At 55.0% G+C, this 23,325-nt stretch carries 17 protein-coding genes and 2 pseudogenes; 9 read left to right on the forward strand and 10 right to left on the reverse strand.

Features of this window, described 5'->3' with window-relative positions:
• Positions 1 to 46: 46 nt before the first annotated feature.
• Both DVH23_RS19065 and DVH23_RS19070 read right to left on the reverse strand, forming a co-directional pair.
• Complete coding sequence (locus tag DVH23_RS19065; protein ID WP_114578995.1) at positions 47 to 1,054, reverse strand: IS110 family transposase; 1,008 nt, start codon at positions 1,052 to 1,054, stop codon at positions 47 to 49.
• 1,176 nt (positions 1,055 to 2,230) lie between these two features.
• Positions 2,231 to 3,715 (reverse strand): hypothetical protein, encoded by a 1,485-nt coding sequence (locus DVH23_RS19070; RefSeq protein WP_198668012.1) that lies wholly within the window; start codon positions 3,713 to 3,715, stop codon positions 2,231 to 2,233.
• A 178-nt stretch (positions 3,716 to 3,893) separates the two neighbouring features.
• Between DVH23_RS19070 and DVH23_RS19075 the strand changes: the two genes are divergently transcribed.
• Together DVH23_RS19075 and DVH23_RS19080 are read left to right on the forward strand one after the other, a co-directional pair.
• Entirely contained in the window at positions 3,894 to 4,979 is a 1,086-nt protein-coding gene (locus tag DVH23_RS19075) for a Gfo/Idh/MocA family protein (RefSeq protein ID WP_114578997.1), read from the forward strand.
• Positions 4,980 to 5,087: pseudogene (locus DVH23_RS19080) on the forward strand (IS5/IS1182 family transposase); the annotation flags it as partial.
• A 275-nt stretch (positions 5,088 to 5,362) separates the two neighbouring features.
• Here the strand turns inward: DVH23_RS19080 and DVH23_RS19085 are convergent.
• Positions 5,363 to 6,334, reverse strand: coding sequence for a hypothetical protein (locus DVH23_RS19085; protein WP_114578998.1), 972 nt, complete (start codon positions 6,332 to 6,334; stop codon positions 5,363 to 5,365).
• Between the two features lie 584 nt (positions 6,335 to 6,918).
• On the reverse strand, positions 6,919 to 7,074 hold the full coding sequence (locus DVH23_RS23800) for a hypothetical protein (RefSeq protein ID WP_157972501.1): 156 nt from the start codon (positions 7,072 to 7,074) through the stop codon (positions 6,919 to 6,921).
• A gap of 621 nt (positions 7,075 to 7,695) precedes the next feature.
• Between DVH23_RS23800 and DVH23_RS19090 the strand changes: the two genes are divergently transcribed.
• The 3 genes from DVH23_RS19090 to DVH23_RS19100 all read left to right on the forward strand — a co-directional run bounded on the left by DVH23_RS19090 (position 7,696) and on the right by DVH23_RS19100 (position 11,232).
• A complete protein-coding gene (locus DVH23_RS19090) occupies positions 7,696 to 9,240 on the forward strand; it encodes a DUF3604 domain-containing protein (RefSeq protein WP_114578999.1) in 1,545 nt (514 codons plus the stop codon).
• A gap of 1,303 nt (positions 9,241 to 10,543) precedes the next feature.
• Positions 10,544 to 10,723 (forward strand): hypothetical protein, encoded by a 180-nt coding sequence (locus DVH23_RS25305; protein WP_394342644.1) that lies wholly within the window; start codon positions 10,544 to 10,546, stop codon positions 10,721 to 10,723.
• Positions 10,724 to 10,815: 92 nt separating this feature from the next.
• Entirely contained in the window at positions 10,816 to 11,232 is a 417-nt protein-coding gene (locus DVH23_RS19100; protein ID WP_114579001.1) for a transposase, read from the forward strand.
• A gap of 2 nt (positions 11,233 to 11,234) precedes the next feature.
• On the opposite strand, the gene DVH23_RS19105 is transcribed toward DVH23_RS19100, so the two are convergent.
• Positions 11,235 to 12,224 (reverse strand): ABC transporter permease, encoded by a 990-nt coding sequence (locus DVH23_RS19105; protein ID WP_114579002.1) that lies wholly within the window; start codon positions 12,222 to 12,224, stop codon positions 11,235 to 11,237.
• Positions 12,217 to 13,230, reverse strand: coding sequence for an ABC transporter permease (locus DVH23_RS19110; RefSeq protein WP_114579003.1), 1,014 nt, complete (start codon positions 13,228 to 13,230; stop codon positions 12,217 to 12,219). Before DVH23_RS19110 ends, DVH23_RS19105 begins: the two co-directional genes overlap by 8 nt.
• Before the next feature lie 348 nt (positions 13,231 to 13,578).
• Here DVH23_RS19110 and DVH23_RS19115 point away from each other — a divergent pair, with 348 nt between their 5' ends.
• The gene (locus DVH23_RS19115) at positions 13,579 to 15,093 is read left to right on the forward strand and encodes a M81 family metallopeptidase (RefSeq protein WP_114579004.1); all 1,515 of its coding nucleotides are present in this window, start codon (positions 13,579 to 13,581) and stop codon (positions 15,091 to 15,093) included.
• A gap of 178 nt (positions 15,094 to 15,271) precedes the next feature.
• Here DVH23_RS19115 and DVH23_RS19120 read toward each other — a convergent pair whose 3' ends face one another.
• From DVH23_RS19120 to DVH23_RS19145, 4 genes and pseudogenes are all read right to left on the reverse strand, one after another.
• Positions 15,272 to 17,365: an ABC transporter substrate-binding protein gene (locus tag DVH23_RS19120; protein ID WP_157972502.1), complete on the reverse strand. Its 2,094-nt coding sequence runs from the start codon at positions 17,363 to 17,365 to the stop codon at positions 15,272 to 15,274.
• 115 nt (positions 17,366 to 17,480) lie between these two features.
• Positions 17,481 to 17,611 (reverse strand): annotated as a pseudogene (locus tag DVH23_RS19130) (IS630 family transposase); the annotation flags it as partial.
• Positions 17,612 to 18,718: 1,107 nt separating this feature from the next.
• Positions 18,719 to 19,171: a transposase gene (locus tag DVH23_RS25310; RefSeq protein ID WP_114579007.1), complete on the reverse strand. Its 453-nt coding sequence runs from the start codon at positions 19,169 to 19,171 to the stop codon at positions 18,719 to 18,721.
• A gap of 295 nt (positions 19,172 to 19,466) precedes the next feature.
• Positions 19,467 to 19,994 carry a winged helix-turn-helix domain-containing protein gene (locus DVH23_RS19145; protein WP_114579008.1) on the reverse strand — a complete coding sequence of 176 codons (528 nt, stop codon included), beginning with the start codon at positions 19,992 to 19,994 and terminating at the stop codon, positions 19,467 to 19,469.
• 116 nt (positions 19,995 to 20,110) lie between these two features.
• On the opposite strand from DVH23_RS19145, the gene DVH23_RS23805 reads away from it, so the two are divergent.
• The 3 genes from DVH23_RS23805 (at position 20,111) to DVH23_RS19160 (ending at position 23,268) form a co-directional block, all read left to right on the forward strand.
• The gene (locus tag DVH23_RS23805; RefSeq protein ID WP_157972503.1) at positions 20,111 to 20,275 is read left to right on the forward strand and encodes a hypothetical protein; all 165 of its coding nucleotides are present in this window, start codon (positions 20,111 to 20,113) and stop codon (positions 20,273 to 20,275) included.
• A 1,117-nt stretch (positions 20,276 to 21,392) separates the two neighbouring features.
• A complete protein-coding gene (locus DVH23_RS19155; RefSeq protein WP_114579010.1) occupies positions 21,393 to 22,187 on the forward strand; it encodes a fumarylacetoacetate hydrolase family protein in 795 nt (264 codons plus the stop codon).
• Between the two features lie 28 nt (positions 22,188 to 22,215).
• On the forward strand, positions 22,216 to 23,268 hold the full coding sequence (locus DVH23_RS19160) for a Gfo/Idh/MocA family protein (RefSeq protein ID WP_114579011.1): 1,053 nt from the start codon (positions 22,216 to 22,218) through the stop codon (positions 23,266 to 23,268).
• The last annotated feature ends 57 nt before the right edge of the window (positions 23,269 to 23,325 follow it).

A 23,325-nucleotide genomic window follows, 5' to 3' on the forward strand; every position in this document is an offset into this window, starting at 1 on the left:
CACGCCAGCGATAGCCCCGCGCGGAGGACCGCCGATTCGGCGGTCCTCAGGCGCTCACCCCCGGCGGATCGTATACCTCCTCGCGTGTGAGCATGTGATAGATCGAGACGAGCAATTTCCGAGCGGTTGCAACGATGGCGATCTGGTGGTTCTTCCGCCGCTTCAACCGAGCATAGAACCGGCCAAGATAGGGATCGTTACACCTGTGAACAGCGACATTCGCACATTGGACGAGAATCCATCGTAAATCACGACTTCCACGCTTCGAGATCCCTCCTTCAGTCCGCGAGTCGCCTGACTCGCGGACGACAGGATCCAACCCGGCGTAACTCACGACCTGTGTATCGCGGTCGAATCGATCGATCTCGCCGAGTTCGGCTGTGATCAGCAGCGACGAGTAGAAACTCACGCCAGGAATCGTCATCAGCAGCTGCGTCTCCTCGAGAGACGCAGCGCAGTCTTCGATCACGTCCTCAATCGCGTCGATCTGAGCGGTGAGTTCGTCGATCACCGCGAGGAACGACTCAATCAGACTCCGTCCGACGAGCCCAAGCGAGAGATCCTCGCCGGCGAGGATCTCTCGGCCCTCTTCACTGAACGGGTCCCACGAGTACTCCACACCGTGGTGGTCGAGGACAGCGTGGACCTCGTTCTTGAAGTCAGTGCGCTTCTCGACGAGGCGCTTGCGTCCGCGCACAAGTGCGCGACGCTCGCGGATCTCCTCAGGTGGGACGTAACTCTCAGCAATCATGCCGGCTCGGCGAAGCTGCGCGAGCAGCTTCGCATCGAGCCGATCGTTTTTCACTTCGGCGATGCCGATCGCTTTGGTTTGGTACGGATCGGCGACAACAACGTCGAGATACTTGTCGAGCGTGTCGTAGATCGTGTAGTAGTTGCTGGTTGCTTCGATCGCTGCTTTGGAGCCGGCGTACTCCTTCGCGATGTCGTCGAGGTTCGCGTTTGCGACGCGAACCTCTTCGACGACCTTGCCGTCGTTGTCCAGGACAGCGATGTACGAGTCACGCTTATGGACGTCGATTCCGAGGTAGTACATGGCTTCCTCTGGGATGGGAAATGCACGGAGGGAGCCACACCTATTCGAGGTCGTCGCCCGACTGCCCGCCAGGCAGTCGGGCTTGGCCTCACGATGGTGCTTCCTTGGCACATCGGCCAATCAGTGCCGCGCGCTTGATGCGCTGTCTAGTTGTCAGCCTTTGCCACCCCAGTCTTCCTCCGTGTTCTGGGGACTTAGCAGGCTTTCATCCCATCAGTGCCTGATTCAGGGTTACTTCGATGGTGAGAGCAATTCGGTGAGGATGAAACATGGACGCTCACGCACGTAAGCGTCGTCTTGACTGCTCTCCAGACCTATTCAAGCGAGAGCTGCTACTCGGGAGAGACAGGCCAGCGGCCTAACCTAGGAGATATATGAAAATGATGACTTCTCTGGGCCCGTACCTATCCTAATGGAGGACACTCAGCGTGGTTTGTTGGTGCGGCACCTCTCGGAGAACGACCTCACTCGAACGGTTGCAGATGCACGATCACGGAAGTTGACTGTAAGGCCCGACCTGACGGCTCGTCCGGGGTCGATTTCCGGAGTTGCCGATGAGATGGAGCTATTGGGGTGTTCTTCAACATAGGTGAATGTCGAACGTGGTGAGATCTATCGACATCGTCTTGCGCTCATGTCCACATTCGTCGACATCCGTCGGGCCTGCCGGGTCCGAGAAGACGACTTATCACCGGTTCGGTCAACATGGTCGCGTGGTCGGATACACGATCACTGTCGTTTCTTACACTGGTACAGGGCGATTACAGCCATCGGAAATGCGATGCCCAATATCACAAAATTAATAGTTAGCATTATGAACGAATCCGATTCTGGATCGATAACCACGAACGACAGCAGAGACATTATAATAAGAACGCAAATGAGGAGGAAAAAGAACAGTATCTGGTAATAAAATGAACAGATGCTATCCCAAAAAAGATCCCGATACGTTTTATCAGAAGGTTCACTGGAACTCATCGGTTGCAGATGGCACTATCACCACATAGACGTTTTGGACGTCGAGTGAGTATCTCTTAAGAACGTGGTGTCGTATAATGACCGGCCGACGATTGAATGTAGACGTTGAATTGAGAAACGGCGTATCCAGCGCGAACTGAGAAGTCCGTCTACATAGTCTCATACCTGTCCCGGTGGCAGCGATCCCGAACGGAAGCATCACGCTGGACGAAATCGAAACGAGTAGAGGTCCGAGTCAGCCATTACGAATCGGATCCGAACTGGTTGACCAGCTAGATCAGCGATGTCGGCTCCGTTCGGCCAAGTGACGACTCGTTTGTAATCATCACCGAAAAGTTCCGGCGATTCGTCAAGTTCGAAACCGGGGTATGGATCACCATCTGGGCGTTGAAGTTCAATCGACATTCTTCCGGCAGCTGATGTCGAGAAATTGAGAACGAGATCATCCCCGTCGAAGACTATTGGCTTTGTAACGAGTTCGCCGCCGTCGAGTGGCGCCTCCACGGAGACGAACCCGTCAATCCGGAGGGTGTACCGGCGCAGCCGGGAGGCTTCGGTTCGATAATCCTCTTTCGCGTAAAGGGAAAGAACGGGGGGCTTGCCAGGAGTACCAGATTTCGTTTCGACGAGTTGCCATGCGATCGTATTGTCGCCGTAAAACCAGTTGGCGCGGCTATCATCGGTCCACGCCCCCGGACGCAAGAACGCTTTCGGCCACCGGGAAAAGGTGGAACCGTCGCGACTACTCATAAAAAGCGCGTCCGTGACCGCCGCTCCCGTCCGAAAGAGTTCGTCAGCCAGCTGTTGCCGAAACTCGAATCCTGGGAGTTCGCGCATCGAATCCGATTCCCAATCGCGCTCGACGTACCGCTCCGGGAAGCCGAGATAGATGTGAGGGGCGCGGTAGTAGGGCTTGATCACGTTCGTGTAGAGCTGCTCCGGAGGAGCATCGGGATATGTCAGTTCGACTGGGTCTGACCAGGTCTGAAAATCATTCGAGGTAGAAGTCTTGATTATTCGCCTCCGGTCGTCAATTTCACTTTCCTCCAGCGCGCCCTCTTGAGTGAAGTCCCGAAAGTAGATACGATACTGCTCGGTCTGTCCGTCCCAGAATGCCAGATTTTGTGAGTCGTAAGCACCTTGTTCTTCGGTCAAAATCGGGTCCTCACCAAGGCGTGACCAACGAATCCCGTCCGCTGATTTAAATGCTACGAGGTTGGTCGTGTCCGGATCCGAACCGAAACCAACCGCCTTGTACTTCGCCTCGTCGCTGCAATTCGGGTTCTCGTCCTTGAACGGGGTGAAGTTGTGCGATTCCCGCCCGTCACGGATGATATTATTGTTCGTCGACCCGTCCCACTCGTACAGGCCGAGATCAGGCTTCTGCCAGGTAATACCGTCGTCACTCTCGGCGTACGCCGTTACGGAACGATGACTCGATTCGGGAATCCCTACTCCAATCTGGGATGCTCGATAATACATCCGGTAGACATCGCCATCTTTGAAAATCGTGTGGTAACTAGAGCCGCCGCCCTCCCACGGTTTGTCGTGACGAATCGCGACTTCCTGAAAATCTGGACGTTGCAGTCGTCGCTCGACTTGATTCATCGTATCGACGATGTAATCGTCGACGAACAGTTCTAGACGGGACCCAATCTCGATAGGCTGGCTCAAATCATCCATAGGTATCGATGCGCGCCCAGCCATTAATAGATATTCATTGGACCTATGAAAATTTGCAGAACGTCTGTCGATACCCACGTGATCGCAAACGTCGATCTCGGAACTGTGGTAGGGGATGACCTACAGGTTGCCAAAGCTACTTCACGACGGAGTTCGACCAGTCAGCCGGTGAACCACAGTGGTCGAAACAATTGGCTATATCGGCCTGAACCATAGCCACCGGAGCCTGTACCTCGAGAGCCTCGCACAGCTCCCCGTCGAAATTACTTGCGCGTGTGAACCCGACAAGTCGTTCGATCTGGATCGAATCGACAACCTCAACTTGGACAGGATCTCACTCTATCGCGATCCAGACGCGCTTCTCGGCGAGGAAGACATCGACCTTGCCTGGGTAACGCTCTCGAACAAGGCGACAGCGCCAGTCGTCGAGACTGCAGTCAAGCGAGGGATCGACGTCTTCGCCGAGAAGTCATTGGCCCGGACTGCGACGGAGCTAGCACCGGTCGCGGAAGCTGCTCAACGTGCGGATGCGACTGTCGGGACCGCGTACTTCAACAGAGCCTCCCCGGTACACCGTGAACTCCGATACCGACGTTCGAGCGGTTTTTTCGGCGATCTCCGAGCGTTCGGAGCAAACCTGTTCACGAACAAGTTAACTTCCAGACTACAGTCTGCACAACAACCCGACTACCTCTACAATCTCGAGGAGGCTGGTGGTGGAATTCTCCAGTGGCTTGGTTGTCATTATCTGGACCTCTTCGAATGGATCCTCAACGATCCAGTCGAGCGGATGAACGCTCAACTGACATACGGCGACACTGCCACCGACATCGAAGACGGGGCCACTGTTCAAATGGAGACCTGCTCGGGTGCACAAGGAACACTTCAGCTCGGTTACTATCTTCGGGCGGCGTCGGGACTGCGCGGCGACGCCGCGGCGGGACCGGACATCGAACCCATGCATATATACGGTATGGACGGTTCGGCCGTCGTCGCGTCCGACGGAGCGACCGTACGGCTGGGAGCGGACGTACCCGAGTGGGACAGTGCGCCCACTCGAACGCTCTTGTTTGAGGAACCCGCCACTCCTGGATACGGCGGTCAAGCGGGTCTCGACTACATCAACGCGCTCTTCGAGGTATGCCGGGGGAACGACAACGAGCTAGTCGCCACTATCGGTGACGAACTCCGCGTACTTCAGCTTCTAGACGCGGCCTATGAATCGGCGAAAACGAACGAGTGGGTCGAACCTGAGTTGCATTAACGCTCGCATGGCGGAGCCGAGCGAGCGCATTTCTGGTATCGCGAGTTCCGTGAAATCGTCCTGAAGTTCGTCGTCTCGAACATCGAGCAGCTCTGTGAATCGCTCTGATCACCGTGCTGTACCCCAATTCAACACAGCAGTCTTAGACATTACCGGAGCGACAGGTTCGCCAGCATCGTCGGAATAACTTTTTTGTGAACGAGACTAACTCCTCACCGAAACAGGTAGTGATGGTCATGGCTATCACCACTATCCCGTTTCAACTCCTTTGATCTACTGGAACACCTCGACGCTGTTTAGTGATCCAATGCAGCGCTCCCTTTGACCAAGCAGAGGTGAAACAGACACGAGTTCGGACTCAATTCACTGCGACATTCGCCGCGTCAGGCAAGGTGATACAAACCGATCCCCGTCTTGATCGAGCCCGGTGAGCGGTCTTCCGGGCTCCCGTCGACGGCGACGACGTTCTTCACGTCGGCGTACGCGAGCCCCGCGTCGACGTGGTGCATCGTCTCGTGGTTCCAACCACCGTTGAGTTGCGCTTCAACGATCGGCGAACAGTCCAGTTCGTAGTCGGCATAGGTCTCCCTGGTGAGATCGGTGATCCGGACCGCTCGCACCTTGTCGCCATAGCGTCGGACGCAGTCTTGAAAGAAGACATCAACGTGGTCATCGGCGACGATCGGTCTGCCACCCGGACGGGCGATCCGGTTGATCCGGTCGCCCGGAGATGAAGGGTCGTGGATCGGGCTCGCTGGGTGTCTGTGCCACTCAGAGTTTACGGGCGCGTCGGCGTAATAGAGGCAGTTGCCTAGGTAGTAGCTGTCACCGTCGAACAGCCCGCCTATCAGGTACCACGTATCCTTGTACGAGAATATTGTCGGGTCAACCAGCCCTAACCGAGCGACTGGGCGGGCGACTAGCGTCCACTCCGTCGGGAAGGTGTCCGCCCGATACAGCCTGGCGAAACCCCCGTGAAAGTGAATTCCCGATCCGGCGCCGCTGTCAGGAGCCATGTACCACGTGTCTCGCCACTGGAACACATGGGGGTAAGCGGCGTGACCCAGATTGTCGAGGACGATCTGGTCGTACTGCCACTCCAGCCCATCGTCGCTGACGGCATGGCCGATGGCAGGGTCGTTTAGGTCGTCTGCGAGAACTTCGAAGAACAGGTGATAGACCCCGTTCTCGTACGCCAGAAATGGGTCCGCGATGCCGGTGGGGCGCTTGCAATCGGTCACGTCCTCGAACGAGAGTACCGGATTCGTGACGTCCGGATGGGGCTCGATTGACGGGTCAGCCGTTATCGAGGCATTCATGGGATACACCGGTGCCGCTTCGGGATCGGTTGCCATGTCTTATCATCAGAGTAAAACGTGATATAATTGGTGGTGCGCTGTCTGCCCCCCTGTTAGACCTGTGGCGTCCGACGCTGACTCGTAGGGAACTAGCCCAACTGAGCGGCCGTTCAGTTGTCGAGGAGCGGCGGGCTGCAAAGGTAACCCTCTATCGTTGTGGTTCCGGAAGTAGGCGCCGTAGTCACGAGATTCGTGGGCCTGAAAGACGACGGATCTGACTGTGTCGACGTGGATGTCTTCGATTAACATGACGTCTACTGCGGGATGGGATACTCGTCGACGTGCGAAATCGTCTGGAATCGGATCTTGTGGTCGTCGTAGGCGACGTACCCGTCGTCGCCGACGGGGGCGTGGCCGTAGAAGTGGACGTGGACATTGTCGGGCAGCGGGAAGAACCGATCTCACAGTTCGGCCGGTCGGTTTCCGTCAAGGACCGACGTGTGTCCGGCGGTGATCACCGGCTTGTCACTGTCCGCGAGCCTCCCAGAGACCGCGCGATAGTTGTCCTCCAAGTGAGGATAGTACGGGTACTTCTCCTTGTACGTCCGGTCGAGCTGCTGGATTTTCCCCGAATGCCACCGTCAGCGTTCCTCGAAGTCGATATGGTCAGCCAGGAATAGGACGAGATGGTCGGCAACATTCCGGACGAAGTAGAAGTCGCCGGGGTCGACGATCGTCCGCCAGTCCGAATGAGAGCGCACGACCTCGTAAAAGGGGACCATGACGTCTCCCGTCACGGTCCCTGTCGTGATTCCCTAGCACGTATCGGACCGGCGCCTCTATCTGTTCCAGTTGGTCCACTTGGAAGTCCGTTATCGCTTATGTCGTTTCCAGATCGCTACATTTTATCGCGTCACCGAAATACAAGATCTGATTGAAACTGAGGTCCAGTTCGACGACGTCGGCGACGGCTGTACGCATATGGCGACTCCCTTCGTCGAAGTCGCCCAACTAGAGGTCGGAAATAGGCCACACCTGTCGTTTCACCGTCCGGTCGGGCACGTCGGGTCCAGTCGGTTCTACCTGTCTGGCTTGGCTCATACACTTCGCCAATTCCCACCGACCGTATTCAATCGTTCCCATCAGTCCAATCCGAGCAATCAGTCCCGTTAGCACGAAAAATCGAGATTGGATAGCTGAACGAGAGAACTGTGACGAGTAGTGCCAGACCGGTGGGGAGCAGGATTCCGTCCAAACCGTGCTAGGCGGCCTCGCGTGACCGCGATGCGAAGTGGCTGGTATCGAATTAGACCGGACCCGTTTCGGTCCGCGAATAGCCGCAGATCCCCGGAGATAAGTTGCAAATCACACCGTCATACGAACCGTTTTTATCCCTTCTGGAGAGAACTTCGACTATCATGTCGGACAGAGAGTCGTATGACCTCTACTGGGGTGATTTCCACAAACACGCGACCGGACCGGGCACCGATATCGATCGGATGGACGAGACTGTCGAAGACGCAAAGGAGCACATCGACGTTTATCCGGTCCTCTGTTACCCCTTTGAGTGGCACGATATGGGAACTGACAGCAGGATTATCGGGGAGACCGTCGGCAACCGACCGAAGTACGAAGACTGGTGGGACACAATCGAGTCGACGGCTGAACGACACCACGATCCCGGTGAGTTCGTCACGTTCCCCGCCTTCGAGTGGAACGGGAATCGGACGAGGTGGGGCGACAGAAACGTGATCTACTTCGAGGAGGGGTACCCGCTCGATGACGCGTGGACCATCGAGGAACTGTACGAGAACCTCGCGGACCGGCGCGCCTTCGCGATCCCACACCACACCGGCTACCAGGTCGAGTTCCGTGGACAGGATTGGGACGCCTACGACCCCGACCTCTCTCCGGTCACGGAGGTGTACTCAGTCCACGGCTCGAGCGAGGGAGTTGACACGCCGGTGTCGATGGAACAGAACTCACACATGGGGCCCCGGACGAACGGCGGAACGTTCATTGATGCGCTGAATCACGGCCACCGCGTCGGGGCCATCGCATCGAACGACGGTGGTGGACTTCCGGGATCGTGGGACAGTGGCGTCGCCGGGATCTGGGCGATTGAGCTGACTCGCGAGGGCATCTGGGAGGCCATCGAGAATAGGCGTACGTACGGCGTCACTGGCGACAGGATGAAGCTGTGGTGGGAGATGAACGACGCTCCGCTGGGATCGGTACTCATTGGCGCCTCCGATCTGGAGGCGACGGTCAACGTCGAAAGTCTTCGCCCGCTTGACCGGATCGAACTGATTCACAACGGGAGCGTGATCGAGTCGTACTCGCACCATGACGGGCGAGCTCAATCGTCCTTGACTGAAGGGCGGTACTCGATCCTGGTCGAGATGGGGTGGGGGCCGGACTTGGACTACGGCGACTTTGACGATCCCATGCTCCACTGGAACGGCGTCTTCAAAGTCGAGGACGGGTCGCTCGCATCGGTCCAGCCCCGGTTCACCGGGTTCGGGCAATCTTACAGTGTGACTGGTGACAAGTGTCAGTTCGATCTGACTACCGAGCATAACGATAACCTGAAGGAAGGATTTATCGTCGAGTTCGATGCCGACGCCGACACCTGGCTCACACTCGAACTGGACGACGGAGAGGAATGGTCTGTCTCCGTGGACGAAGCCGTCGAGCAGTCGCATCTGATCGTCCGCGAGGACTGGATAATCGATACGGTCGAAGCTGACTTCGGCCTTGACGAGGAGGACGTCGAGAACCGAGACCCCTATTTCCACAATGCACCCAAGATAGACATCCACCCGGCGTACCCCCGCCGGGCCTGCACAGCAGAAGTCACGTTCGACAACCTCCCGCAGACCGGCGACGACTATTACTACGTCCGTACCTCGCAAATCGACGGCCAGTACGCCTGGGCCTCCCCGATCTGGGCCGAAGCGTAGGGTCGACAGGCCGACTGATTCGAACTGGATACCGTTTTCACATTTTACTGTCCTCTCGCAAAGAGTGTCAACCTTAGTGTGAAGGAAGCGGCCGAGCAAGGGTGGATTGGGACTTCAACAATACTTGACCGCATGGTGAGAAGGCTCGCCAGCAGGACGTATTTTCACGTGAGGACACGCCGCTCCGTCGACGTGTCTTCACGACGTTCTGTACCATGCTGGCCTTTCGTACCGACGGATCGAACCGCTCGTGGATCGGTCGTACGAGGTGATCGGATAGTGGTTTCATCTTTGGAGCACCTGTTCGGGCCGGACTACCGGGCTCATCAGGAGGTGGCCGTAGATGGGACAAAGACCGAAACCGACGGTACCGAGTACTACGTCTGGGCGGCAGTCGATTGTGACACGCTGCAGGCCCTTGCCGTGAAGGTCTTTCCCGGCCGGTCAAGCCTCGACACATTTTGTCTCTCAAATCGTGCTTGAGCGGTGCTGCGGTCGCCCACTGGTGCGGATCGATCGCGGTCCCTGGTACGATTAACCGCTTGAATCGTTCGAATACGAACCCGGAAGTGAAACATGGGGAAATCCATCGATCATTGAATCTGGTCTAAATTATCAAATATATAACTAGGTGATTCTATCACTGATTTCCCTTTTTAGCACCCCCGACTTGACCAGACCGTGACTGACAGCCTTCGCCGCTCTTCACTCGATACACTGGTCATTCATCCTCCGCTAGCCAACCGAAGGAGAGACGCTCGATTGATCAGCGGAATAGTTGAACCCCTTGAAGAAACGGTATACGGTGCTTGAGGAGATATGTTCTATAGATTAGAACACATTAAGTTACGAATTTGGAGAGCTACAAATGACTGAATGTGTGTAATTAACCATCTTTAACTAACAAATCGGCGAGATTCTATAAATGAGTTGGGTAATGATTACAGCCGTATGACTGTAATCCCCCCTTTCTATTATTCAGAATTCTTGGTACTGAATAACATGTCAAATTCGAATGGATATATGTACATTCTCGGTTGAATCTACAGTACCTCGCCTCTAGGCGCGTAACTACTGGAATGAGTGAGAAGAAATATATTATCGATCTCTCCACGGAAGACCGCCACACGCTTGAGTGGTTCATTTCAACCGATGAGCACAAGACCGAGGACAACAGGTGGTCCCGGATTCTACTTAAAACTGAGGACGTACTCACTGATTCGGAAATCAAGGAGTACATCGGCTGTCACCCCAAAACAGTGTTCAACACACGCAAAGCTACACTGAGCGAGGACTCACGGCGATTCATCGCCGCAAATCCGACCGAGACTATACACCAAAACTCGATGGCCGCGGTGAAGCCCACCTCGTCGCTCTTGCGTGTTCAGAGCCACCGGAAGGCCGAGATCGTTGGACGTATGCACTCCTCGCTGACCGCCTTGTTACTCTTGAGGGAATCGAGTTCGACTCGATTCTCGAATAAACATACGACAGCGGCTAAAAAAAGACCTGAAGCCATACCGTTCTGAATACTGGCTCATTCCACCCAAAGAAAACGCAGAGATCGTCTACCGTATGGAAACGCTCCTTTCACTGTATCAAGAACCGTTCGACGAGACCCGTCCGGTTATCTGTTTCGACGAGTCCAGCAAAGAACTCCGTAAGCACGTTCGCAACCCGCTCCCGGCGGCACCGGGAGCGGTCGCTCGAACCGACCATCACTACGAACGGAGCGGGAAACAATTGCTTCACGTGGCGACGGAGCCGTTGATCGGCCAGTGCCGCTTTCATGTGACGGAACGTTGGCGGACGTGCGAGTGGATCGAGTGCATGCAAGCGATTGCTGACGACTACCTGGATACGGACTGCATCCGGGTTGTCTTAGACAATCTCAGCACACACAACCCGGCCGACTTCTATCGGTTCTTCCAACCGGAGAAAGCACGCGAGTATCTCGATCGGTTCGAGATTGAAATCAATGGGCGTTTGTAAGTCTACTGAATAGAAGTGGTGGGACCACTAGTCGGTTCCTCGGTGTCTTCGGTTTCGTCGTGACGAGTCCGCGCGCGTGGATTGAAAACCCGGTCAAACGCCTGCGCCAGCAGGAGGAACCCGAATGAGAGCAACACGATAGTGAAGGTTGGAATAATGAGCCAGTGAATCTGGCCCGGGTTGAAGAGAGCTCCGTTCTGATAGGCCTGATTCAGCATGACGCCCCAATTGAGGTGGGTAAACGGCAGAATCCCGAGGAAGTACAGAGCCACTGCGTTGAAAATGACTCCCCGTGCGGTGTTGACGAAATTCACCGACACGTAGGGAAGGATCCCCGGGAGAACGTCGTTTCGAATTATCTTCGGAGTCGATAGCCCCAGAGCGCGCGACCGTTCCACGTAGACTTCATTTCGGATCGTCAACACCTGCGACCGGATAGCCCTCGCCAGACCACCCCAAGCGTTGACCGTGACGAGAATCCCTACGACGTACGGGTTCGTGGGCTGGTAGACGAATCCGATCACGATCACGAGAGGTAGTCCCGGAATGGTCAACGCAATATCTGAAAGCGTGGACAGAACGGAATCCCACACGCCGCCCTTGTATCCTGCGAGAGTCCCTACGGCCGTTGCTACTCCCGTCGCGAAGATCGCTCCAGCGAAGATCATCTTGAACATGTTCGGTGTAGCATAAACGATGGACGTCAAGATTGAGAACCCGCGTTTATCGGTTCCCAATATGTATTCGGTCTGTTGAAACGGTTCCAAGAGGATCGGTCCAGTCGGGGATGGTTCCGGAAGCAACGCGATACCGACCGTCCCCATCGCCAAGAACAGTCCGACGATGGCTATCCCGACCACGCCCCTGAAGTCCTTGATTAGGACTCGCCCCGGTTCGATTACCCACGCTTCTAATCGCCACTTGAGTCTCTGTTTCTTTGACCACTGGACGTCTGATTCCGTCTGGAAGATGCTCGCTTCTTGATCAGTCATGACTGCCTCCTTCCGACGCACGCGGATCAATCATCCCGTACGTCAACTCCGCGAAGTAAATCCCGATGAGAACTGTCAGCGTGATGAGAATGAAGCCACCCATCACAAGCGGATAGTCACGTGACTCAGTTGCATCGTAAAGATAAAATCCCATTCCCCGGTAGAGGAAGATCTGCTCGAGGATCACCGATCCACCGATCAGTGATCCAAGTGAGATCATCAAACTCGTGTAAAGCGGGAGTATGGCGTTTCGTCCAACGTATCGTATAGAGATCACGTTGTCGGAAAGTCCTCGAAGGCGTGCAACCCTGAGATAATCCTCACCAAGCACTCGGATACTGTTCCCGCGCATAGTGAGTGCGAGAAGTCCCCACGACGTTACGACAACGGACAGTATCGGGAGGACGCTGTGATGGATAACGCCCTTGAAGAATTCCCATGTGAACTCGGGATCAGCGCCGCTCGGATACCGCCCTTGGAGCGGGAAGAGGTTCCATTGGACCGCAAAGACATAGAGTAGAAGGATAGCGAACAGGTAGAACGGGATGGAGGTGAGGACAATGCCGATACTGGTGAGCGAGATATCGAAGCGGCTCCCTTCCTTGTACGCCATAACTGCGCCAAGAAATATTCCGATCGCGAAATTGAGGAGAGTAGACGACCCCATCAAATAGATCGTCCACGGCAACGCCTCGGCATAGATCTCAGTGACGGGTTCTCCATACCACAGCGACGTCCCCATGTCCCCCTCCAAGAAAAACTTGCTCATGTAGTCCACGTACTGTTCCCACGTGGATTTCCCTGGATTGATTCCAATATAGAGCTCAACCAGCTGATTGACTTCCTGGAGATCCATGTCTCCCTCTGCGATCCCCTGCGAGAGGAGCTGCGTCCGCAGGTAATCCGCTGGGCCTCCTGGTAGAGATTGCATGAGGAAAAATGTGATGTGAATTACCGCAATGAATGTAATTAGCGCTTGGATGAGGCGAGTTACATACCAGTTCATCAAGTGTTGATGAATTTGCGCAAGCCTAAAGATCTTTCGGTAAAATCAGTTGCTGTACTTCGATAATGGAACGCCTCGGATAGAACAGATAAAACTGGACAGGAATAGGGTGCCGTGGAAGTCCCGGGAACGCGTCCCAGCGGCCGATCTTCCGGTAGATCGTACTACTCCAATGATCAGTACGGCACTGTTTAGGGCCTCTTGGAGGCTGCTAGTGCCCTGGTTCCCTGGAGGTCTTTCCGGAACTGAGGCGAACGAGCCTGAATTACTCTACAGCATCGCCTGTTCGGTGATACCCATAATCACTGGGGGAAACATATTTAATAGATACTCTTCACTAGTGAGACGATGCCCGAAACAGTACTATCGGCGAGATTATATCACGAATCCAATACGTATGTCAACGGAAAAACGACCCGGAGCGACTTCAAGGATCATGGCGGGCTCTATGGGGACGAGATCCCTGCCGCTCTATCTGGTACCAATACTGAGGTTGGCGGTATCATTGAAGTAGCCGACGAAATAGGCGTCGAACTCCACCACACCATAGTCGCGGAAGCCGAACCTGGTGGTCCGGTAACCGAGTCTGCATATCACTACTACGTCGATCAAATAGTGGAGTCAGTCGAAGAATGTGTCGACTCGATCGACGGAGTCATTTTACCGTTGCACGGAGCGATGGTCCCCGAGCATTCTGACGACGGGGAGGGTCCGCTCATCGCCCGGGTTCGGTCTGTCGTCGGTTCCGACGTACCGATCGTTGTGACGATTGACCCGAACGCCAACGTTTCCGATGAGATGGTGAACGAGTCGGACGCGATCATAGCCTACGAGACAACCCCACATGTGGACACGAGAGAGACGGGGAAGCGAGGGATGCGTCTCCTGATACGAGCCATACGGGAGCAGATAGACCCCGTGATGCAAATTGAGCGACCTCCGGTAATTCCGTCGGCTGTTCGAAGCACAACGCTCGAGCCGCCGATGTCAGAACTCGCCGACCGAGCACGGGACCTCGAAGACCGGACAGACGTCCTCAAGGTGAACGTCTGTCAGGGCTTCTGGTCAGCGGATGTTCCGTACATGGGGTTCTCGATCGTCACCGTAGCCGATGGGAACCCAATTGCTGCCAGCGAAACTGCCAGAGACGTCAGTCGACGCGTCTGGGATCGTCGGGAGGAGTTCATCGAGGAAACGATCAGCGCTGAGGAAGCCGTCAGACGGGCCAAAGATACGGTGGCAAATCGGACTGAGCCCGCCGCTCCCGTTGTCATCGCAGAAATGCACGACAATCCCGGAGGGGGAAAACCTGCCGATGGTACAAAGGTTCTGCGCGCGCTGTTGAACCAGAACGTCTCAAATGCGGGCCTGGCGATACTGCGCGACCCGGAAGCCGTAGCCGCGTGCGTGGAGGCTGGTGTGGGTGAACGCGTTACAATCGACGTCGGAGGTAAAACCGAAGAGCCCGACGTGTACGGCTCGACGATTGAGGATCTCGATGGGTATGTCAAGGCTCTCACCGACGGTCAGTACGTGAACACCGGCCCGATGAAGACTGGTACGAGGAACAACCTTGGTACCACCGTGCGCCTGCAGTGCGGCCAGGAGGATGGTTTGACAGTAATTCTCACCGAAAAACGGATACAGCCATTGGACGCCGAAATATGGCGGCATGTCGGACTCCAGCCGGAGCGTTTGGACGTAATCGCGGTCAAAAGTGCCGTCCACTATCGTGCGGATTACCATCGAATCACGGATGAACTGATCTCCGTCGATGAATCGCCAGACCTCGAGTATCGCCGGATCACCCGACCCAAGTATCCACTTGATGTGATGAGCGAAGAAGCGTATCCGGACTGGTAATCCACGGCACGCCAGCGAACACGCCACGAAGCGATCCGCGTGACGCTTGGGATGCGATCCCGTAGCCGTGACAGGTTTTCTACGCAGCTGAATAACTGAGAATGCCAGGCGGGCGTCGAAGAACGACGTCACCGGATCGATTGAAGCTCTCAGGAGCCAGCAGGGGGGACTGATGAGCTCACTCGTCTGCGGTCGGCCAGGGACCGTTGTCCATGGCCACTGCCTTCGGTTCGCCAAGGTGGGGACTCACGCCCTCGTACCAGCGGATTCGCGGGTGTGCCGGATCATCCCTTTCGGCCTGCCAGTCCCACCCTCGCGTGTTTTTACCCACTCCCGCGTCGTTTTCCGCGATCATGATCGTCGGAAGCGACTGGTTGTACGCCCAGGCGAGTTCGCTGATCAATCTGCCCTCTTCCTCCTCGGACGCAACTTCGAGTTCGGCCAGTTTTTCAGTGACGTTGACTTCGATCATGCTTCCGTCTGGATCCCCGTACTCGGGAACTTCGACGACGTACGGGTCCGCTGTCATGAGGATGTCGCCGTCGTACTGGAGCGGGTTATCGTGCTCAAAGTTGTCGGACAGTGTCGACTGTTGGAACGGGACGCCCGTCCCCGTCCAGCCGGCAACCGCATCGAAGTCTGGATTCCCGGCAAGCAATTCGAGATACCGGTCGTACGGTTCCCCGTGGACCTCGGTGTAGATGCCAATCTGATCGACCGAACTCGTCCACTCCTGTGCGAGCTCGATGAAGACATTCCCCGCCGACGATGCCATCGGTTTGAATTCGGCCCTCTCTCCGTCGGGAGTGTGCCAGAACCCGTCCTCCTTCGTCCACCCGTCCGCGTTTTCGAGGACCGCTTCGGCCTCGTCGGGCTTCGCGCTGATACCGTAATCGGTGAACGAATCTAGGGAGAGATCCGTAATAAGATCCTCGTAGCTGAACGGGTATAGCTCGTAATCCATGCCTCCCCAGGTTCCGATGCCCCCGCTTTCCTCGGGGCCCATCGCACCATGAGTCCCTGTCTGGTACGGAATCGGGATATTGCTGTCGCTAACCTCGGCCACTCGCCTATTGTCTATCGCATAGGCAATCGCCTGCCGGAACTCGCGGTACTCGTTACCTGGTGCAGCCTGACTTCCGATGTTGAACGAGAGCCTCCAATTGGTGAAGCGGGGGTAAACTTCTGTCTCGATATGATCCGCAGTGTTTTGGAACGCATCAGACGTCGTTGAGGAGGTGGCGTAGCTCCAGACGGACCTGTCGTCTTGGAGCAGCTGCCATTCGTCTTGGCCCTGCGGAATGACGTGCACCTGCATCTTCTCGTAGTTGAACTCGTCCTCGTACGGGAACCCTCCGTCGGACCGCACGGTATACACCATGGAATTCTCGCGGATGTCAACCGGGGCTTCCCAAATGCCGCAGGATTCGAGATTCTCGTTATCCCACTCGAAGGTAAGGAGCTCTTCCAGTACGCTCTCCCTCTCGCCTTCGTTTTCGGCGTCCTCCAGCCGCTCCAGAAATTCTCCATATTCATAGAATCGGGGAAGGGTGTGACGGTGCGTCAGGAAGTCCGCCAGGAAGGGTTCCTTTTTGATATTTGGATCGCTGAAGACGACCTCAAGCGTCTTATCGTCGACGACGTTGTACGTGTCGATCTGTTCGTACATCGAGCTTTCGTAGACGTAGCGATCCAGTTCGTAATTCAACCGGATGTCCTCGGCAGTGAATTCTTCACCGCTCGGGTGCCACGTGTGGTTATCGAAGAGGTGAAGTGTGACACTTTCATCACCAATCTCAAGCTCCTCGATCCCTCCGAGCTGAAACTTCTCGGCGGTTGAATCATATTCAGCGAGCGGAAGACCAATAAACCAGTCCCGATAGGACAGTTCAGCCGCTAGGTGGTTCCAGTGCCCCTGGGGAGGGTTATTCATGATCACGCTCGTGTAGTGGGGGGCTATACGATCAATTCGCTCCCCGTCGCCGTTGCCATTGCCGCTGTCGTTGCCGTTGCCGTTTCCGTTGCCGTTTCCGTTGCCGTTGCCGTTTCCGTTGCCGTTTCCGTTTCCGTTGCCGTTTCCGTTTCCGTTGCCGTTTCCGTTTCCGTTGCCGTTTCCGTTTCCGTTTCCGTTTCCGTTTCCGTTCCCACCATCATCATCATTGCCCATACACCCAGCCAGTGAAACTCCACCGAGCGCCCCAATGGATGCGAGTATTTCGCGCCGCTTCGACTGTTGGTACTTCAGCGCATTTTTATGGCTCTTATTCGCCATGATTGTTAAAATCACTGCAGATACTTAGCCTTTTCTATCATCCATTATGTATAATTATGCATATGGTTGGCGCGGATACGATGAAATCAGCATCCAATCTGAGATGGAACAGCCCTTCGATTGGGTTGAAATCCAGGGAGTAAACCGGTAAGAAGATGAGATCAATGCCGGGTTGATGGGCCCGCTTGCGCGTTGCTACTCGTATGTGTGCGAAGCAATTATCTAAGACGAACAGAATCCGCAAGAGTGAGTGGCGTAATTTTTGAACCCATCAAATCTACAAACTGAACTCCCTCGTTTCGTTGATCCCAGTCTCAACAACGATGTATACAAGCGTTTCGTAGACCACTCAAGCGGGATTCTACTCGTGATCCGTTCGAGACACTCGCAAATTCGTTCTTTCGTCTGATCTTCACGGAAGCTCACCACGTTTTCGTAGTTGAGCGTGTAGAAGCCGCCTGCTGATTCATCTGTTCAAACCAGCGATCAAGTGATGTGGGGTCGTTTACATGACATATTCGATGAGAGTTGTCCTATGGTTGGGAATGCGACTCATCGAAAAAGTCGAGGACAGTACCGTCATCTGCACAGATTTCGTCGTCGGCGACCCAGCCTTCCTCGTTGTCATCCTCCCTTTTGTTGTGGTGTGGTCATCTCCCTTGACGAACACGTTGCTAGGGCCTAGTGTAAGCTTTTGACGCTCAGGCAGATGTTCATGGTTGATATCCACTAGCACTCATTTACAACCATATGTCTGTCAGCGCCTTATTTTGTGGTGATTGCTAACATATTTAAAGAAATGGTTGGACATTCGTGTAAATTATTCACAGATGTATCGAGCACCGATAGTCAAGAACTAGCGATAGACCTTACTGACGCATCCGTTGAGACTTTCTTCGGTGTTATCAGGTCTAGAGGGATGCTTAGTGAGAGGAATCGCGCACGAAGGGGGCCAGGTTCTCAAAGAACTCACTAAGATAGACTAGACTGGACGTCGAATTCTTCGTTAATGAGGTGCAGTATCTCCTATTTCTTCCATTGGGAGATCCCGACGCGTTGACCGATCTTGATACGCATATCGCCCTTATAAAGATTGGTCACGAAAAAGAGCCGCAGGATGAGACATGTGTTCTTTATTACGATGAGTACGCGCCTATAATAGATGTAATTTTTCATATCGATCGTGCGGGCCGACCGCGGTCCCTAGTACGATTGGCTGCTTGCATCGCTCGATTGTGAACACGAGCGTGAAACATGGCGGAAATCGATCGATCATGAGGTCTGGCCGGAATTTTCAAATACCGAATTAAACACCTATACCACCGTTCCCCTTCTCTAGCACCCTCATAGGGATTAGCAGAGATACTCATAGATTGTCGGTGAGCTGAGAGTCGGAAGTTGACTCGTGAGATACGCTTTCAGCTCTGGAAGCGTTCGATAGAGTTTGTTGGCACTTTTCTTGTTCAATTGACGCCAGCACTGTTCGAGTGGATTCATTTCCGGTGCATACGGTGGGAGATATTCAAGAAGCAGGCCCGCATTCGCGGCCTGCTTCTTGAGGCACTTTGCGATAAAATACGGCGCGTTGTCTAGGACGATCACCAACCTCTCTCCGAACTCTTTTTGGAGTGCTCGGAGAAAGTGCGCGGCTACTTTTCCAGTGAACGAGCCGTCGACGAATGAGATGAAGGGTTCACCGTCGTCGGTGACCGCGCCTAACAGATTGATCGACGCTTGACCGCCCGAGACTGCGAGTGGTTGGCGTAACCTTTGACCGTTCCAGATCTGCAAATTCCGTCTCGTCATCCCGTGGGCCCCGGTCTCCGTAGAGGATGTTCAAACGTTGCGCAGACCACTCCCGGTCTCGGGCGGGAGTTCACCGGGAACCATCCGCGTTTTTACGTGGTCTTGATCACCTGCGTATGCTGATCGATGACGACGATTCGGCGGCCTGTTGCCTTCAGCGTCGGCCACTTTTTTTGAACTCCTCATGCCAGCGTCGTTGTTCAGCGGGATCTGCTTTGTAGTGACGCAGGCGGGCTGTCTGGGAGTGATCAGCGCAACGGATGAATACGCTCCAAAGGGTTTCAGAGAGCGCTTCTCATAGCAGGGTTTGTCGAGTGAGCAAGCATGTGAGCCACGTTGTGAGCGAGATCGACATGCCCCTCTCGGATATTCCGATGTTAAAGTGATCACTCTGAGACAGGCCCGCCCGCTTCATCACACGGTACATGTGTGCCAGCGAGTACTCGAGGCCGAACGTCTCAGCGATGTACTCGCGGACGAGAGCTGGCGTCCACGTCGGTTGATCGTAGCCAGCATCCGACGGCGACGCTGGCGGCGTCGCCGTCAGTTCCGTCCATTGGTCGTCGGTGAGACGAGTGGATTGACCGGGACGAGGGAGGTCGCCGAGCGCGAAACAACCGCGCTCGGCGACGGTGTCGAGCCAATCGTACACTGTTTGTTCGGGGAATCCGAGCGGTTGTTCGATCTCTGCCGGTGACTTTCCCTGTCGATACAGCAGAGCACTCGTGAGGCGTTTGACCGCTTTCGCATCCGTCTCCGTGCGCAGTTGCTGGCGCAACTGCTCATCATCAACACCATCCAACTTTCCGCCCCACGTCGTCATGAGTCCCTCTACGCGTCCAAGAGATATGAACTAGTCACCCGATCCCTATCCGCTTGACCAGACCGGGGCTGAAGGCCTTGGTCGCTCTTTACAATCCACTGCCAACGGTCACGTCAATGTCACCTGTGGCAACCAGTGGCTCTGGGAGGGTCGCTACAAGGCGATCGGTTGGCCTCGCGACCGACGGTCGGTTCAAGACCAATGAGGATCTCGCCGAGCACATGGACGAACTCGAGTCGGTGCTCGGGCCGATCTTCGAGGAACGGACGACTGACGAATAGTTGACTCTGCTCACCGAGGAACATGGGCTTCCCGTCGGACCCATTTTCGACATCTAGGAGGCGCTTATCCAACGAGCACATCTAGGAGGCGCTTATCCAACGAGCAGGTGGACGCGCGCACAGAGTCGTCGGAACCGTGGAGCATGCAGCTGTCGGTGACATTCCCGTAATCGAGCATACACTTCACTACGGCAACTGTGTCACAGGGTTTGATCGCAGTCATCAGTGCTTGATGAAGCATCTTCCCCATCCTCCACGAACTGGGGTATGATAAAAATCGGATTGCGCACCTCCATGATGTCGGGGCGATTCCGGATGGGGCTACCTGACCTCCGAGTTGAGGCCGGTTCGCTCGAACTACTGGGGACAGGCATTCGCGGGGGGAGAACGGTTGATACTGCAGCTGGAACCGTTGGTGGGTGTATATCCAGTCCTGGGCATCTACGTATTGGGAATATATATTCACCGAATGTTTGGCGCTACCAGATATAATCTGAAGTTATACAGCGTGATTCATGTCGACACTATTCGCACGATCTCCGTAGACCCCACAGAAACACTGGGAGAACAGCCCCTCCTCTGTCGGCGTCGTGAGCACTTGTCGCTTGGAGTGTCCCGCAGTGGTGTCGTGGAGGTGTAAATAGCTCGTAAATCCGACTAACTTGAGTTCAATCTCGGCCATGTCGTACTCGGCACGTTACGCATCACCCCCTCGAAGTACGCCTGAACGGCCTCGTGGGACGGGCAGAATGCGCGTTCATGAGGTGTGTCGAAGCTGCCCTGCGTACATTAGGCAGGGTTTTGTGGCCCCGAGAAGAGAGTTGTGGAACAGCAGGTCCAGATCTTGACCGCGAAACCGTGGTCGGCGGTAGGTGAGACAACGGCCGTGAGTTGGTCTGATAACCTATTGATGGGATTGGGAAGCGGATCGATTGGCGTCTCCTCGGATAGCACCGGATCCAGATGGAAGTAACACCCACCAGGATACCAATTGAAGAGGTCGTTGGGGATCCGCGGCCGCATCGACGCAATCGAGTGGTAGTGGGTCGTCAGAGAGATCCCGTCGATCAGCAAAGTTGACCCAAATTTATATATGGGTGTAAGAAAAGAGCTAACCATGCGATATGCTAGATTCCGGGATCGAGCAGGATCAGTTAGAGTCGGTGAATGGACAGACGACGGGATCGAATTTGGAGACCGAACGTACGAACTGGAAGAAGTAGACGTTCTACCGCCGGTCGAACCGACCAAAATCGTGTGTCTGGCAGCGAACTACATTGAGCACATGAAAGAGGGAGATGGAGAGGTAAACATTCCGGACGCACCCACCGTATTCCTGAAGGGGCCAAATGCGGTCGCAGGACACGAAGACACGGTGGCGCTACCGGAGCCCCGAACGGCTCCCGAAGATCTACCAGATGAATGGGGAATCGAACTCGGAGATCGGGTCGACTACGAAGCGGAGCTAGGAGTGGTTATTGGGAAACAGTGTCGGAACGTCTCTCAAGACGGCGTCGATAACGTCATCGACGGTTACACGTGTTTGAACGACATCTCGAACCGGGATGATCAGAGTGTCTTCGGCTTAGACATCCGGGGAAAGGCGTTCGACAACAGTACACCGATCGGTCCGGTTGTTGCAACGCCAGAGCACGTTGAGGAAGACCCACGGATCAGACTGTGGTTAAACGGTGAACAGCGCCAAGACTCCACCGATGACGAGATGATCTTCTCCGTGCGGGAGGCCATTGAAGAGATCACGAAATTCATCACGCTAGAGGAAGGAGACGTTGTCGCGATGGGAACCACATATGGCATCGGTAGATTGAGTGATGGCGACACTGTAGAAATCGAAATCGACGGAATCGGACGACTTAAACACTACGTCGAACGACCGTCATCTGACGAATAATTTCAGCATTAGAGGTTCAAATTCACCAATGTCATACGCAACAGGAGTCATCGGAACGAGCTTCATCGCCGAGAATCACGCACAGGCCTACGAGAACGTGGAGGATATCGATCTGGTTGCGGTAGCAGATATCGATCCTAGTTCACTGGCCGAGTTTGCCGAAAAACATTCTATCCCGTCATCTCGAACGTATTCGACTCACGAGGAGCTGTTAGCTGAGGAGGCACTCGACATCCTATCAGTAGCGACCCCGTCGTTTCTCCACCACGGCCACGTTATCGATGCTACCCAATCAGCTGCCGATCCAGACGCTATCTGGTGTGAAAAACCAATCGGGTTGAGCGTCACTGAAGGTGAGGAGATGATCGCCGCCTGCGATGACACGGACACCGAGCTGGTGATCAACCACCAGCGCAGATTTGCCGACGAGTATCGAGCGCTTCGACGACAAATCCACGACGAGAACCTGCTTGGAGAGATTGAAGCTGTACACTCCCATTCACCGCGCGAACTCCTTCGAAACGGGACTCACACCGTCGATTTACTCATGTTTTTGCTGGATTCGATGGGTGCGGAAGTAATGGGATATATTACCGAGGAACGGGGATTAGGAAGTCAGTCCGGGACCGACGAGGAGGTGACATTCGACGACGCTGGAGGAGGGGGTACAATTGTGACAGAAGACCAAAAATTTGTCACGATCGATCAAACGACCCCAAGACCAGTGTCTAAGGGTCGTAAAGAGTTCGTCGGTTCCGAGGGCATGCTCATGATGCCTGGTGACTCCGAGTGGAGTTACTGGCGTTTGGAAGAGAATGAGGAAGGATCGTATGGAACCTCGCACGTCGAAACACCGATTCCTCCCGAGTTAACGAAAACATCAGGACAAGCGAAGTTCGACAATGGTGCCCGTCATATCGTTAACCTCATTGATGGAGACATGGAGAACCTTTCTTCGGGTGAGGATGCGACACACGTTTTGGAAATTATCGTTGCGATGTTTCTGTCACACTACACCGGATCGCGGGTATCACTCCCGCTGGATCGCCCACTACGTGATATTCGAATCTTGTCAGGATAACCGTGATCGGATAACGGCAGACAATGCGACTAGATATCCGCGACTGGGATCAAAACG

The sequence above is a fragment of the Saliphagus sp. LR7 genome (genome assembly GCF_003344565.1).
Classification (GTDB): Archaea; Halobacteriota; Halobacteria; order Halobacteriales; family Natrialbaceae; genus Saliphagus; species Saliphagus infecundisoli.